The following is a 15559-nucleotide window of genomic DNA, read 5'->3' as shown; positions in this document are numbered from 1 at the left end:
GTGCGTGCCGCGCGCCGCCTCGCGATATCGGTCAGCAACGGAACATGAAAAGGGAATGTCGCCATGCAGCGAAGCAAGTCGGTCACGAAACACGCATCCTCCTCCGCCATGGCGGGCAACCGGATTGGTCGCCCGGTGCGATTGAAACCGCTGGCGCTGGCCATCGCCGTGCTGCTGCAGGCGGGCGGCGCGCAGGCGCAGCAGCCATTCAGCGGCGCCTGGTTTGCCGGCAAGGGTGCGCAGCAGGGCACGGCCGCCGCCACGGGACGCTTGCCGAATGGCCAGGCCATCATCGGGACGGACAATAAGCAGGCGCAGCAGCAAAAAGCCAATGCCCAGCTGCAAAGTTCGCTGAACAATCTGCAACTGGCCGCACGCGCCATCGCCGTGCAGCAGGCGGCCCAGCAGGCGGCGCGCCAGGCGGCCATTGCCGCCGGCTCGAAGGTGCCGGAAGGCTTGGCCGAAGGCGGCTTGAAGGTCGACAGCAACAGCCTGACGGCGGGCTGGTTCAACGCGAATGGTCCCGTGCAGGCGCAGGCCGACGGCAAGACCGTGGTGACCGTCAAGCAGACGGCCGACAAGGCGATCCTGAACTGGGAAACGTTCAATATCGGCCAGAATACCACTCTGCAATTTGACCAGTTGGCGAACTGGTCCGTACTCAACCGCGTCAACGATCCGCTGGCCCGTCCCAGCCAGATCCGCGGCCAGATCAAGGCTGATGGCACGGTAATGCTGGTCAACCGCAATGGCATCGTGTTTACGGGCAGCAGCCAGGTCGACACGCGCAGCCTGGTGGCCGCCGCCGTGGGCATGAGCGACAGCCAATTTCGCAAGGGCATCTACAGCGAAACGCTGGGCTCGGGCTTCAAGCCCACGCTGGCCAACGATCTGGTGCTCAACGGCAGCGTGGCCACGCACGCCAACGCCACGGTCGACGTGGTGGTGCAGGCCGGCGCGCAGATCAGCACGCGCAAGCCGCAGACGGTGACGGAAGGCGGTGGCTATGTGCTGCTGGCCGGGCGCGAAGTGCATAACGGCGGCAGCCTGTCCGCGCCGAACGGCCAGGTCACGCTGGCCGCCGGCGACAGCTTCGTCATCCGCAAGGGGCTGGGGACGGATGCCAACCAGACTTCGAGCACGCGTGGCAACGAGGTCGACGTCAAGTTCAACGCGCAAAGCGGCGCCGGCAAGGTGACGAATAGCGGCCTGGTGCAGGCGCTTACCGGCGACGTCACCCTGACGGGCCGCGACGTGAAGCAGGCCGGCGTGCTGCTCAGCAGTACCAGCGTGACGACACGCGGCACCGTGCACCTGAAGGCCGACGGCAGCGAGGGCCTCGTCACCCTGGCGCCGGACAGCCTCACCACGGTGCTGCTCGACGACAGCGGCGCCACCGCGCTGGACGTGCAGCGCGACGCGCTCATCAAGGATTCGGCGCTGCCCAGCGACGGCGCCTACAACCGCCGCGACCTGTCGCTGATCCAGATTGCCTCCGGCGGTGATATCGCCTTCGATACCGGTTCGCTGACGCTGGCCACCGGCGGCCAGGTCAATGCGCTGGCCACGCGCCGCACGCAAGTGGCGCGCGGCGCCAGCATCGACGTCTCCGGCGCCGTGGGCGTCAACGTGGCGATGGCTTCGAACAACGTGCTGATCAATGCACAGGGCAACGAGCAGCGCGACGCGCCCGGCAACCGCGACAGCAAGGCCCTCAACAGCACCGACCTGTGGGTCGACCGGCGCGACCTGGTGCGGGTGGCGGCAGGCACGAATGGCTATCCGACCGACCGCTGGTACACGGGCGGCGGCTTGCTCGAAGTGAGCGGTTATCTGAACACCAGCGGCCATGGCATCGGCGAATGGGCGGCGCAGGGCGGCACGGTGGCTTTCCAGGGTGGTGAACTGGTGACCCAGGCGGGCTCTCTGCTCAACGTGTCCGGCGGCACTTTTGACGTCCAGACGGGCATGATTCGCCAGAGCTGGCTCAGCGGCAAGGATGGCCAGCTGTACAGGCTGTCGACCGCGCCCGGCGACGTGTTGTATACGGGCGTCTACCAAGGCTACGCCGCGCACCACCAGCGCTGGGGCGCGGAAACGACGGAAAATTTCGCCAATCCCCTGATCGGCGCCCAGCAACGGCTGGAAAACGGCTATACCGTGGGCCGCGATGCGGGCCGCGTGGTGGTGGGAACCACATCGGCCGTGCTGGAAGGCGCGATCGAATCGGGCGTATTCCAGGGCGAGCGCCAGCAGGACGCGCGCGATGCCAGCCTCGACAGTTATCGTCAGTCGCAACTGGCCGCCGCCCGCAACGGCCAGCTGGTGCTGGGCCAGATGGCGCCCGTGTACGACGCCGCCAGCGCGCAGCTGCGCGACAATCCCGCGGCGCTGCTGCAGGCCATCCATATCGGCACCGGCGGCGCCAGCGCCGGCGATCTCCTGCGCGAAGACGCGCTGCCCGAAAACCTGGTCGGCAAGACCTACCTGGACGCCGGCTGGCTCAACGCGCAACACCTGGGCGGCATCAAGGCCTACGCCGGCAGCGCCATTGAGGTCGACGCCGCGGTGCAAGTCACGCCTGGCGGCGAAATCGCGCTGCATGCGCCCCAGGTCAAGGTCAATGCCGGCCTGACGGCGCGCGGCGGCAGCATTGCGCTGGGCGACATCGTCAGCAAGCTGTCCAATGGCACCAGCAACTGGGTCAATACAACGGTCGCCACGCCAGCGGCCGGAGCAAAGGTGGGCATCGATGTGACGGCCGGCGTGACGCTCGACACGCGCGGCCTGTGGAGCCAGCTCAAGCTGGATCCGGGCAACACGTCCGGCCTGCCGTATGTCAACGGCGGCGCGGTGGCGATGGTCAGCAGCGGTACCGTCAACCTGGCGGCCGGCAGCGCGATCGACACGTCCTCGGGCGCGGCCGTGCTGGCCGACGGCAAGCTGAAGGGCGGGCGCGGCGGCGACATCAGCTTGCGCGCGAATCAGAACGATCTCAACGGCGTCAAGTCGGAGGCGCTGGTGCTCGATGGCGAACTGCGCGGCTACGGCGTCAACGGCGGTGGCACGCTGACCATCGACAGCGGCACCGGCGTGGTGCTGGGCGGCGGCGCGCTGGCCGGCAATGGTGTGTTGCCTGCAGGCCAGTCCGTCCCCGTGCACCTGACCTTGGCAGCAGCCTTCACCATCAAGGCCGGCACCGTGCTCGATACCGACTTCAGCTATATCAGCACGAAGGTCCATCCCGGCCAGCCGCTGCTGGACTTGCCGGACTTTAGCGCGGCGCGCCCCTACACCCTGCCGGCCGCCTGGGTGGTGCCGCCCGCCTCGATCAGCTATGAATTCATCTTCGTCACCGGCAGCAATGGCATCGTCTACACCAGCGGCATGACCGTGCCGGCCGGCGTCACGCTCACGGGCGTGCGCGGCAAGCTCGGTTCCGGCTACCTGGTGCCGGCCGACGCCTTCCCGAACGGCATGCCGGTGCCCGCTTTCAACGCCAGGGTGGCCGCCGGTACGGCGTTCACGTTTGATGTGACCTTGCAGGCGGGTGATCGCTTGCTTGCTGGTAACCGTGCGCCGAAGGACCTGGCGGTCAAGCCGCTGCTGGTGCTGGACAATGACCTGTTCCAGCGCGGCTTTGCGCACTACAACATCAATGGCCAGCAGGGCGTGCAAGTGGCGCAGGACGCCACCATCGACGTCAGCATGCCCTTGCTGCGGGCCGATTTGGCGCTGGCGGGCCAATTGCCTACCGGCGTCGATCCAGCCGCCGTCCTGCAACCGTGGCTGGCGCCGCTGTGGCAGGAAAATGCCGTGAAAGGCGTGCTCAAGCAACGGGCCGGCGCCGATATCGCGCTGTCGGCCGGCACCCGCAACGCCAAGGCGCCGCTGGTGGTGGACCAGGGCGCCACGCTGCGCGTGGATGACGGCAAGAACATCAGCCTGACCGGCAACGGCCAGATCACCGTGGAAGGCACGCTGAGCGCGGCAGGCGGCCGTATTTCCGTGTTGCCGGGCACGCTCGTCACCGGTAGCGAGATCAACCGTCCAGACGGCAGTGCCAATGCCCAGTCGATCTGGATCGGCGAGCGCGCGGTACTCGACGTGGCCGGACGCGCGGCCACCGCCACCGACGCCCAGGGCGGCGTGTATGGCCATGTGGGCGCCGGCGGCACCATCGAGATCGGTGCAAAGCACAATCTCGACGCCACCCAGGTCGAGGCGGCCGACGCCTTTGTCATCGTGCGCCCCGGCGCACGCCTGGAAGCGTCCGGCGCCGCCGCCCGGCTCGATCTGCCCGGCCAGGGCAGCGTGCAGGTGGCCGGTGACGGCGGCAGCATCGCGCTCAGTTCCTACCGCGGCTTGTTGCTCGACGGCAGCCTGCATGCGGCAGCCGGTGGCGCCGGCGCGGCCGGCGGCACGCTGGCGCTCAACCTGGAAGCCCCGAACTACGGCATCGTCGGCAAGCTCGACTTGAAGGGCCTGGGCGTGGAAGACGCGGTGCGCGTGCCGCGCGAGCTGGTGCTGTCGCGCCTGCAGGGCGACAGTGGCCTGGCCGCCGACTTGCAGGTGGGCGACAGCGATCCGGCGCTGCGCTACGGCGTGGCCCGGCTGGGTGCGGACCGCGTGGCCGCCGGCGGCTTCGACCATCTGGCCCTGCTGTCGAATGGCTTGATCAGTTTTGACGGCAACCTCGACCTGTCGCTGGGCCAGAGCCTGCGCCTGACCGCCAGCGCATTGGCCCTGGCCGAGCATGCCGACGCCGCCACCACCGCGCAAGTCAAGCTGGCGGCGCCCTACATCCGTCTGGCCGGCACCAGCCGCAGCCAGAGCGACGACCACCTGATGCCGAACCCGGTGCGCGGCTCCGGCAACGGCGGCATCGGCAGCGGCAAACTGGGCGTGCCCAACGTGGACGACCACGCCAGCCTGACGCTGCATGCCGCGCTGATCGACCTCGCCAATGCCGTCAATGTCGGCAGCAACGGTGTGATCGTGCAAAACGCCGCCGCCGACCTGGAAGTCAAGCGCGATGCCTTCGGCGAGCTGGCGCTGCGCTCAAGCGGCGATATCCGCATGCGCACGGCGGCCGCGCTGTACACGCCCGGCAATCTGACCCTGGCGGGCGCGCAAATCTATCCGGTGAGCGGCGCCACCGGCAAGGTGGAGGTGGGCAAACGCAACGTGATCAACGAATTCGGGCAATTGGCGACCGAGTTCGACCCGGCCCGCAAGCTGACCATCGAGCGCAGCGGCGACCCTGGCGCGCCGTTGCCGGCCTTGCCCTACTCGGTGTTCGGCTCGCTGGAGCTGAGTGCCGGCACGGTGAACCAGGGGGGCGTGGTGCGCGCGCCGCTGGGCAAAATCACGCTGGGCCAGAATACGAATGGCGCAGTGACGGGCCACACCAATCTGCTGCCTGGCAGCGTGACGTCGGTCAGCGCCAGCGGTCTGGTGATGCCATACGGCGGCTCGCTCGATGGCCTGAGCTATATGATGGACGGCGTCGACGTCGCATACAAGGGCGTGGGTAATGACCCGGCCGTCGTGCTCACCGGCGAGCACGTCGATGTGCGCGCTGGCGCCGTGCTCGACCTGTCAGGCGGTGGCACCCTGACCGGCGCGGCCTTCCTTGCCGGACGCGGCGGCTCGACCGACGCCCGCCTCAACCCGCTGGTGCAGACGTCCGGCAAAGGCGGCTTCGTGCTGCCGGGCCTGGCCACCAATCCTGTCTACGCCATCGTTCCGGGCGCACAGGCGGGCTATGCGCCCATCGTGGCCGAGAATGGCGCCGGCGATCCGGCGCTGGGACGCCAGATCACCATCGGCGCCGGCGTGCCCGGCCTGGCCGCCGGCACCTATACCTTGCTGCCGTCGAGCTTTGCGCTGCTGCCCGGCGCGTTCCGGGTGGAGCTGAACGGCCTGGCCGCCGGCGGCTTGCCTGTCGGGTCGGCCACGGCCATGCGCAACGGCTCGTTTGCTACCGCCGTGCAGCTGGGCACCAGCAATACCGACCGGCGCACGGTGCTGCCATCGCAGGCGGTGCTGACGCCGGCCGACGTGCTGCGCAGCTATTCGCAATACAATGAAACGAGCTACGGCGCATTCGCGCTGGCGCAGGCGGTGCGCGACGGCGTGCCGCGGCCGCTGCTCGAACGCGACGCCAAGGCGCTGCACATCGAACTGGTGCAGTCCAAGGCCAGCACCGACGATGCGCTGCGTTTTGTCGGCACGACCAACTACACGCCAGGCAAGGACGGTTTCGGCGGCAGCGCGCTGCTGCTGGGCGGTGCTGGCAAGAACTACGAAATCATCGGCGGCGCCGGTGCGCCCACCGTCGACTTCAAGGGCATGGCGGTGCGGGTCGACGCCCTGAACGCCATCGGCGCCCCGCGCCTGGGCATCGGCGGTTTGCCTACCGTCAACTACAGCAGCAGCAACGGCAACCAGCAAGCCAATATCGCCCAGTTCCAGGGCGGCGTCGATAACATCGTGGTGCGCGACGGCGCCGTGCTCAAGGCTGGCGAAGTGTTCCTGGTGACCAATAGCAAGGCAGGCGGCATCGTCATCGAGCAGGGTGGCGGCATCAATACCCTGGGCCGTGGCGCCGCCGCCTGGGATTCGGGCAACGGCTACGTGTATGCGCCGGGCAAGTCCAGCGTGCTGGCCGTGTCGAATGGCCGGCTGGACATGCTGGCGCCCGGCGTGAGTACCGATCCGCGATCCGGACCGGGCCGCATCGACATCGGCGCCTGCGCGGCGGGCGCCGTGTGCAGCGGCAGCACGCCGCTGTATTCGGAAGGCAGCATTGTCGCCGCCACCGACCAGAGCTTCAACCTGCGCGACGCCACCACCTATGGCACCCGCAACCTGGTGCTGGCCGTGGGCGGCATCAATGTGGGCAGCGCAGCGTCGCTGGACGCCATGGCCGCGCGCGACGCATTGCCGGCCGGACTGACCCTGAACCAGGGCATCCTCGACCGCCTGCTGCGCGGCGACGCCGGCGTGGGTGCGCCGGCGCTGGAAAGCCTGGCGCTGACGGCGCGCGACGCCATCAATTTCTACGACAACGTCGAATTGTCGACCATCAACGCGAGCACGGGAAAATCGTCGCTGGAGCGGCTGGTGATTAGCACCCCGGCGATCTACGGCGCGGGTGGCAGCGACGCCGTGGCGCGCATCAAGACCGATGTGCTGGTGTGGAACGGCGCCACGACCGCGCCCGGCCTGGTCGCCGCCGGCGGCGCCGGCAGCGGCAGCGGGCGCTTGCAGGTCGACGCCCGCCAGGTCGAGTTCGGCTATGGCCCGAACAGCCGGCCCGACACCATCCACAGCATGGACCGTTTGATCCTCGGCTTTGCCGATGTGGCCATCAACGCCAGCGAGCGCATCACCGCCAATCATACGGGATCGTTGTCGGTGTACCAGTCGCAAAGCGGCTGGGATACGGCCAGCAAGGGCTATCTGCGCAGCGGCGGCAACCTGGCGCTGAATACAGCGCTGCTCACCGGCGCCGCCGGCTCCGTCAACAAGATCAAGGCGGGCGGCGACATCCATGTCGCCAAGCCATCGGGAGCGGCCGCAACGGCCCCGGGCGCGGCCGCCCTGGCCGGCGCACTGGGCGCCGAAGTGGCACTGGACGGGCGCAGCGTGACGCTCGACACGGCTGTGCTGCTGCCAAGCGGCAAGCTCAGCGTGTCCGCCGAGCAAGACGTCGTGCTGGGTGACGGTGCCAGGCTGGACCTGGCGGGCCGCAAGATCGATTTCAATGGTGTGGCCAAGTACAGCTGGGGCGGTGACGTGGTGCTCGACAGCCGCCACGGCGACGTGCGCCAGGCGGCCGCTTCCAGCATCGATTTCTCGGCCGTTTCCAACCGCGCCGGCAAGCTCACCGCCAGCGCGCTCGATGCGCAGGCGGGCAGCGTGGCGCTGCTGGGCAGCATCACCGGCGGCAGCAGCGGCCACTACGACGCGGGCGGCACCGACGTGCCGTTCGCGGCGGGCGGCCTCGACGTGCGCGGCCAGCATATCGAGGATTTCAAGGGACTGAACCAGCGCCTGACCAAGGGCGGCGTGTTCGGCAGCCGCAGCTTCCAGCTCAAGCAGGGCGACCTGGTGCTGGAGAATGAATTGAAGGCGCGTGAAATCACGGTATCGGTGGATGGCGGCCGTCTGGCCGTCAACGGCACAGTCGACGCCAGCGGCGAGCAGGTGGGCAGCATCCGCCTGGCAGCGCGCGACGGCGTCAGCGTGGCCGGCGGCGCGCTGCTCGACGCCCATGGCAGCGTGCTGCGGGTCGACAGCTACGGCCAGGTGATCGAGGCGCCCAACCGCGCCGTGATCGACATCGATGCCGGCAGCGGCCGGCTGGTGCTCGATACGGGCGGGCGCATGGACTTGCGCGCCGGCACTGCCGGCAAGGCCGACCGCATCGCTTCGCTGGGCACGCTGGAGCTGAGCGCCCGGCGCCTCGGTGGCGCCACCGGCAACGACGTCGCCATCGATGCGGCCGGTCCGCTGGCCATCGACGGCGCCCGCGCCATCACGGTCAACGGTTTCTGGTCGTATTCGGATGCCCGTCCGGGCACGGAAACGACGGCCGACGGCCGCCCTTACCAGGTCATCGACCAGGCCTACCTGGACCGCAAGCACGACGATAGCGTGGCTTTCATGACGGGCGCCCTGGCCAACGACGGGCTGATGAATGGCCGCCTGTCCGGCTTGCGCAACTACAAGGATGCCTTCCACCTGCGTCCGGGCGTGGCCATCCTCAGCGCCACGCCGGACGGCGACCTGCACGTCGATGGCGACATCGACCTGTCGGGCCACCGCTACGCCAGCATCAATCCGCACACGCAGAAGACCGGCGTGGCCGGCTCCGGCGAAGCGGGTGCGTTGGTGCTGCGCGCCGGCGGCAACCTGAACGTCTTCGGCAGCATCAATGACGGCTTCGATGGCAAGGCCTTGCCGGTCACGCCGGACGACAAGGGCTGGATGCTGGCCAAGGGCCGGGTGCCGTTCGGCGCCGACGTCATCGTGCCGCATGGCCAGCTGGTCACGCTGGCCGACGATACCTTCTTCCAGCCCGGCCGCACCTTGAACTACGACCTGCCGATGAAAGCCATGAGCTTGCGGGCCGGCACGGCGCTGCCGTCGCAAGCCACCCTGACGGCCGAGGTGGAATTGCCGGCCGGTACGGTGCTGGGCGGCGCCGTGCGCAATGCCGCCGGCGATATCGTGTATGCGGCCGGCACCGTGCTGGCGAAGGCCGTCACGCTGGGCAGCGGCACGCGGCTCGATGCCGGCACCCGCCTGCCCGTGGGGATGTCCGTGGCGGCCATGACCTGGCCCGGCGGCGTGCCGCTGCCATTCCCTGTGGGCGCCGTCAGGGACACGCCGAGCCCCGACTACGACGGCGACGGCTTCCCCGATACGCCCGCCAATGGCGTGGTGCTGGCCGGCGAACTGCAGCTGCGCAAGGGCGCGCTGGTGCCGAGCGAAACCTGGGTGCGGCTGCCTGGCGGCGCCGACTCGGTGGCCCTGCGTCCGGGCGATGCCGACGGCAACCAGGGCCGCAACTGGGCGCTGGCGCCGATGCTGGCCAGCGGTTCGCAGTCGTGGTCGATGCGCCTGGTGGCCGGTGCCGACATGCAGGCGGCCGATAGCCGCGCGCTGCGCTCCATGGGTGACAACCGCAGTCTGCTGCTGACCGACCACCACTACGGTGCGGTCCTGGGGCTCAGCCTGCCGAGCGTGGCGGCGCCGCCGATCGAGGGCGTGGCGGGCAATTTCTACTGGATGGGCGACTCGGAACTGTATGTTGGCAATCCCGCCGGCACGCTGATCAATCTCGCCGACTTTTCCAGCGTGGAGGAGCTGCTGGCGTACAACCAGTGGGGCGTGGGCGACCTGGTGACGTGGCTGCCCGAAGGTGCCAGCTTCCCGATGGTGCCCAAGCCTGCGCGGCAACAGCTGTTCAGCGTGCTGCGTACCGGTACGGGCGACCTCGATCTCCTGGCCGGCGGCAACTTCAACCAGAGTTCGCCGTATGGCGTGTATACGGCCGGTACCCAGGCGGCCAACGTGGCGGCGGCTTACCGGCTGCCGCGCGCGGCGGATCGCAAGGGGTCCATCCTCGGCGCCGATGGCGATGCCTTCAAGCCTTATGTGGACGGTGGCGCGCAAAGCCTGTACCAGGCCTGGTATCCCGAGCATGGCGGCAACGTGCTGGTGCGCGCCCAGGGCGACGTCACCGGCGACCTCGTGGGTGGCGGCTACAGCACGGAGCGTCGCCCCGACGACGTGGGCTATTTGCGTCCGCAGCAGGACAGCAGCGCCATCGGCACCTGGCTGTGGCGCCAGGGCACCGGCAGCGCGGTTGCCCAGGGCGAGGGCGTGCCCACCGCCTGGTGGATCAACTTTGGCAGTTATGTGGCCGGCGGTGTCGGCACGAACTACCTGTACGAGACCCAGCCCGTGATGACCGGCTTTACCGGCATCGGCACCCTGGGCGGCGGCAACCTCGTATTCGAGGCAGGCAAGGCCGCCGGCATGCTGTCGCCGCGTACCGACCAAGGCGGCAAATTCGTCATGCGCAGCCAGGGCTTGAACCTGGCGGTGGCCAGCACCGGCCGGGTATCGGCCGACGGTTCCGCGCTCACGCTGACCGGCGGTGGCGACCTTGACGTGCGCATTGGCGGCGGCCTCAATCCGGTGGCCGAAGTGCGCTCGTTTGCCGACACGATAGGCGAGATCACGCCGGATACCCGTTTTTCCGGCACGCGTGGCGACCTCAATAGCACCTTCGTCAACCTGCGCGGCGCCTTGCGCATGGAGGCGGGATCGGTGGGCGGCATCGAGCTGCGCTTCGATATGGGCGACAGCCAGGAGTCGCGCGCCTATCAGGTCTACACCGCCACCTCGTCCATCGCGGGCGGCGGGCCGGTGGTGGTGCCGGGCGACTCCGGCGTGCGCATCGATGCGCGCGGCGACCTGGTGCTGGGCGGCGTGGGCGACGCCGGCCGCGTCACCCAGCTCAACAACGGCACACCGTTCACCGCGAAGGGCGTGGCGCAAGACGGGGAGGGCTACAGCTGGTTCTCGCTGTGGACGCCGTCGACCGCTATCGACCTGTTCAGCGCGGGCGGCAACCTGACGCCGTCCACGGCCTGGAGCGACGACCGCGCCAGCGGCAACCAGGCTTCCAGCGGCGGGCGTTTCGTGATGCCGTCGCAATTGCGCGCCGTGGCCGCCAGCGGCAGCCTGTATGTCGGCAACTCCGCCCAAGGGGCGAGGGATATGGACACCAGCACCAATGCGCCGGCGCGGCCGGCCACCGGCCTGCTGCTGGCACCATCGCCGGTCGATGCGCATTTCACCCGCCGCACGCCGGGGCAGCTGGAATTGCTGGCCGCCGATTCGATCTACGCGGGTGCCTATTCGGTGACGGCGTCGGGCGCCGATCCGACTGCGCTGCCGAGCCCGTTCAATCCCGGTTTCGCGGGAGTGAGCGGCCTGACCGCGTATGGCGACACGTACACGCATAACGTCAACCAGGAGGCACAGGCGCCCAGCGTGCTGTTCGCGTCGCGCGAAGCGGGCGCTTCACCGCAGCGTTATCCGCTGTTCACGCTGACGCCGCCCACCGCCTCGGGCTATGCGGTGCAGGATCAGTTGCCGGCGCGCTATTACGCGCTGGCGGGCGACATCATCGGCCTGCGCACCGGTTCCATCATCACGCGCGGCGGCGGCAATGCAGCCAGCCACAGCACCTGGTACGAGGGCGCCGGTCCGGTCGATATCCGGGCCGGACGCGATATCGTCAACTCCGGCACGGCGCTGGGGCTGGTCGAAGCGACGCCACAGGGACTGCTGGGCTGGACTTCGGAGATAGCGTACGCCAACCCGTCGCTGCCGCTGCGGCCGACGGAAAACTTTGTTGGTTCGGCGCGCGGCAATCTGATACTGCACAACAATCCAGACGAGGTGTCGGTGGTGCGTGCCGGCCGCGACATTCGCTACGGCACATTCTACGTGGGCGGTCCGGGCACGCTGGAAGTGACGGCCGGGCGCGATATCGACATGGCCGACAAGGCCGAGCTGAAGAGTATCGGCGCGGTGGCGAATCGCACATCCGGCGACCGCAGCAGCGGCGCCGGCATCGCGGTGGCGGCCGGGGTCGGGGCGCATGGCCCCAACTACGACGCCTTTGCCGCGCGCTATCTCGACGCTGCCAACCTGATCGATCCAGACAAGTCGCTGGCCGATCAGCCGGGCAAGGCGGTGGCCGTGTATGGCGGCCGCCTGGGCCTGGCAGACTGGTTGCGCGCGGAATTCGGCTACAGCGGCGACGCGGCGGGCGCGCCCGCCTTCCTGGCAGCGCGTCAAAGCGAGCTCGACAAGACTCTCCAGGCCAGCACCGGCGGCAGCAGGCGCGACCTGCAGCGCGAATATGGCCTGTCGAGCCAACTGCACCTGGTCAACTGGCTGGAAACCCGCTACGGCGCCGGACAGCGCAATGGCGCCGGGCTGACCTTCGATGCCGGCAGCATGGACGCGCGCAAGTTTTTCGCGGCCTTGCCGGCCGAGCAGCAGCGTGTCTTCCTGCGCAACGTGTACTTCGCCGAACTCAAGGCAGGCGGGCGCGAGTACACGGCTGCCGGCGGCGTGCGCGAAGGCAGTTACCTGCGCGGACGCGAAGCCATCGCCACGCTGTTCCCGACCAAGGATGCGCAGGGCAAGCCCGTGACCTATGCGGGCGACCTGACCATGTTCAGTGGCGCCACCTACTATCTGGACGGCGCCTCAGGCGGCAGCACCAGGCGGCCGCGCAAGGGCGTCAATTACCTGACGCGCCAGCAATATGTGCTGGGGGGCGATACCCACGCCCCGGTGTTTGACCTGGTCGATGCCGGCATTCACACTGACTTTGGCGGCAACATCGACATTCTGACGCCGGGCGGGCGCACCCTGGTGGGCGTCGATGGCGGCTTCGTGCCGGGCGAAGGCTCGGGCGTGCTGACGCAGGGCGCCGGCGAAATCCAGATCTATGCCCGCGACAGCATCCTGCTGGGCCAGAGCCGCATCTTCACCACCTTCGGCGGCAATATCCTGGCCTGGTCGGCGCAGGGCGACATCAATGCCGGCCGCGGCTCCAAGTCCACCGTGGTGTTCACGCCGCAGCGCCGGGTCTACGACGACATCGGCATGGTGACCTTGTCACCGACCACGCCGAACACGGGCGCCGGCATCGCCACCCTGAACCCGATCCCGGAGGTGCCGCCTGGCGACATCGACCTGATCGCCCCGCTGGGCACCATCGACGCGGGCGAGGCGGGTATCCGCGTCTCGGGCAACGTCAACCTGGCGGCCTTGCAGGTGGTCAACGCGGAAAACATCCAGGTGCAGGGCAAGTCGACGGGCATGCCGGCCATCGCCGCCGTGAACGTGGGCGCGCTCAGCAATGCCAGCGCGGCCGCCTCGCAAGCCGTGACGGCGGCGCAGGAGGTGTTGCAGCGCGAACGGGCCGCCACGCGCCAGGCGCAGCCGTCGCTGTTCACAGTGAAGGTGCTGGGGTTTGGCAATGAACAGGCGGATGAAGCCGGTGTTGGCAAGCTCAAGGGGGGAGAGCCGCAGGCATCGACCTACCAGCCGGCCGGCGTGGTGCAGGTGCTGGGAGCGGGGCCGTTGACGGCACCGCAGCTGCAGGCGCTCACGCCGAGCGAGCGGCGCGGTTTGCAGCCTTGAGCGGAGTTTTATGAACATTTGATGACATTCGGCAGTCGCCGCGCGCGGCGGCTGTCTAGGCATCAGTAGATCAGCATTAGCAGAAAAAAATACGCCGGCCCAGCGCCGCAACACAGGGCAACCGTTTGATTTTAAGGTGAATGGAAGATGCGTGAAATGACAACCAAGGGCAGGGACGTGCCGCCAGCGGCGCCTGCGACCGCCTTGACGATGCTGTGCCTGGCCATGCTGGCGCTGCCCGGCATGGCGCGCGCGCAGGACGCGGTCCCGGCGGCCGCTCCTGTGGCCGCACCGGAACGGCAAGTGACGATCGAGGAATATCTGGTGCGCGGCAATACCGTGCTCGATGCGCGTGCCATCGAAGAGGCGGTGACGCCCTTTCTGGGGCCGGGCCGCACCCTGAAGGACGTGGAAGGGGCGCGCGACGCCCTCGTTGCTGCCTATCAAGCGCGCGGCTACCAGTCCGTCTACGTGGACTTGCCGGAGCAGCAGGTGGAGCAGGGCGTGGTGGTGCTGCAGGTGAGCGAAACGAAGGTGGGGCGCTTGCGGGTGGTCGGTGCGCAATACAACTCGCCGCTCGACGTGCGCCAGCAAGTGCCGGCCTTGACGGAAGGTAAGGTGCCGGACTTTACCCAGGCGCAAGTGGAACTGACGGCCCTGAACCGCGGTCCCAAGCGCCAGGTGATGCCGCTGGTCAAGCAGGGCAGTCTGCCCGGCACCATGGACGTGGACTTGAAAGTGGACGACAGCAGCCCGTGGCGCGCCAGCATCGGCTTGAACAACGACTACAGCGCCGATACCAAGAAGCTGCGCAGCAGCATGTCGGTCGGCCACGACAACCTGTGGCAGCTCGGGCATAGCGCCACCATCAGCTTTTTCGGTACGCCGGGCGACCTGAACCAGACCAAGGTGTGGTCCGCCTCGTACGTGGCGCCGATCGGCACGCAAGGCTGGAGCGTGGAAGCGACCGGCTACCAGTCGAACAGCAATGTGGCCAGCACGGGTGGCACCAGCGTGCTGGGCAAGGGCCATGCGCTGGGCATGAAAGTCAACTACACGGTGCCCAACAGCGGCATCTGGTGGCACAGCTTTTTTGCCGGCATCGATTTCAAGGATAACCAGGAAGCCTTGAAACTCAATGGCACGGGCAGCAATATTCCGCTCAAGTACGTGCCCCTGAGCGTGTCGTATAACGGCTTTGCGCAGACGGATGCGGCGACCTACGGCCTGGGCCTGTCGCTGGTGGCCGGCACGCGCGCCGCGTTCGGCTATGGCAGCAACAGCGCCGCTTACGACAACAAGCGCTACAAGGCTTCGCCCAGCTTCCTCGTGCTCAAGGGCGACGCCAACGCCACCTACACCCTGGGCAGCGGCGCGCAGCTGCACGGGCGCATGTCGGGCCAGCTGGCCGACGCGGCGCTCGTGTCGGGCGAGCAGATGGCCGCCGGCGGCGCCAATTCCGTGCGCGGCTACCTGTCGGCCGAAGCGACGGGCGACTACGGCATTTCCGGCACCGTCGAATGGCGCACGCCCCAGCTGACATATTTCAGCCGCCTGGAAAACTGGCGCCTGTTTGCCTTTGCCGATGGCGCGCGCTTGCGCCTGCGCGATCCGATGATCGAGCAGAAAGACCTGTTCGGCCTGGCCTCCGTGGGCGTGGGCAGCAGCTTCCAGTTCCTCCGCTACCTGAATGGCCGCATCGATTTCGCTTACCCGCTGCGCGATGGCCCGCGCACGCACAAACACGTGCGCCGCATCAATTTCAACCTGTCGGCCAGCTACTGACGGGCCAGCTCACCAGCACTGCACT

General features: G+C 68.4%; 2 protein-coding genes. Both read left to right on the top strand.

Features of this window, described 5'->3' with window-relative positions; genetic code table 11:
- The first annotated feature begins 63 nt into the window (after positions 1-63).
- On the top strand, positions 64-13749 hold the full coding sequence (locus O3297_RS24945; RefSeq protein ID WP_305050619.1) for a filamentous haemagglutinin family protein: 13686 nt from the start codon (positions 64-66) through the stop codon (positions 13747-13749).
- Between the two features lie 147 nt (positions 13750-13896).
- Entirely contained in the window at positions 13897-15534 is a 1638-nt protein-coding gene (locus O3297_RS24940) for a ShlB/FhaC/HecB family hemolysin secretion/activation protein (RefSeq protein WP_305050618.1), read from the top strand.
- Positions 15535-15559: the final 25 nt, after the last annotated feature.

It is taken from the genome of Janthinobacterium sp. SUN128, assembly GCF_030587275.1.
Classification (GTDB): Bacteria; Pseudomonadota; Gammaproteobacteria; order Burkholderiales; family Burkholderiaceae_D; genus Janthinobacterium; species Janthinobacterium lividum.
The sequence above is the reverse complement of the archived record's forward strand: the minus strand, read 5'-3'. Positions and strand labels throughout refer to the sequence as shown.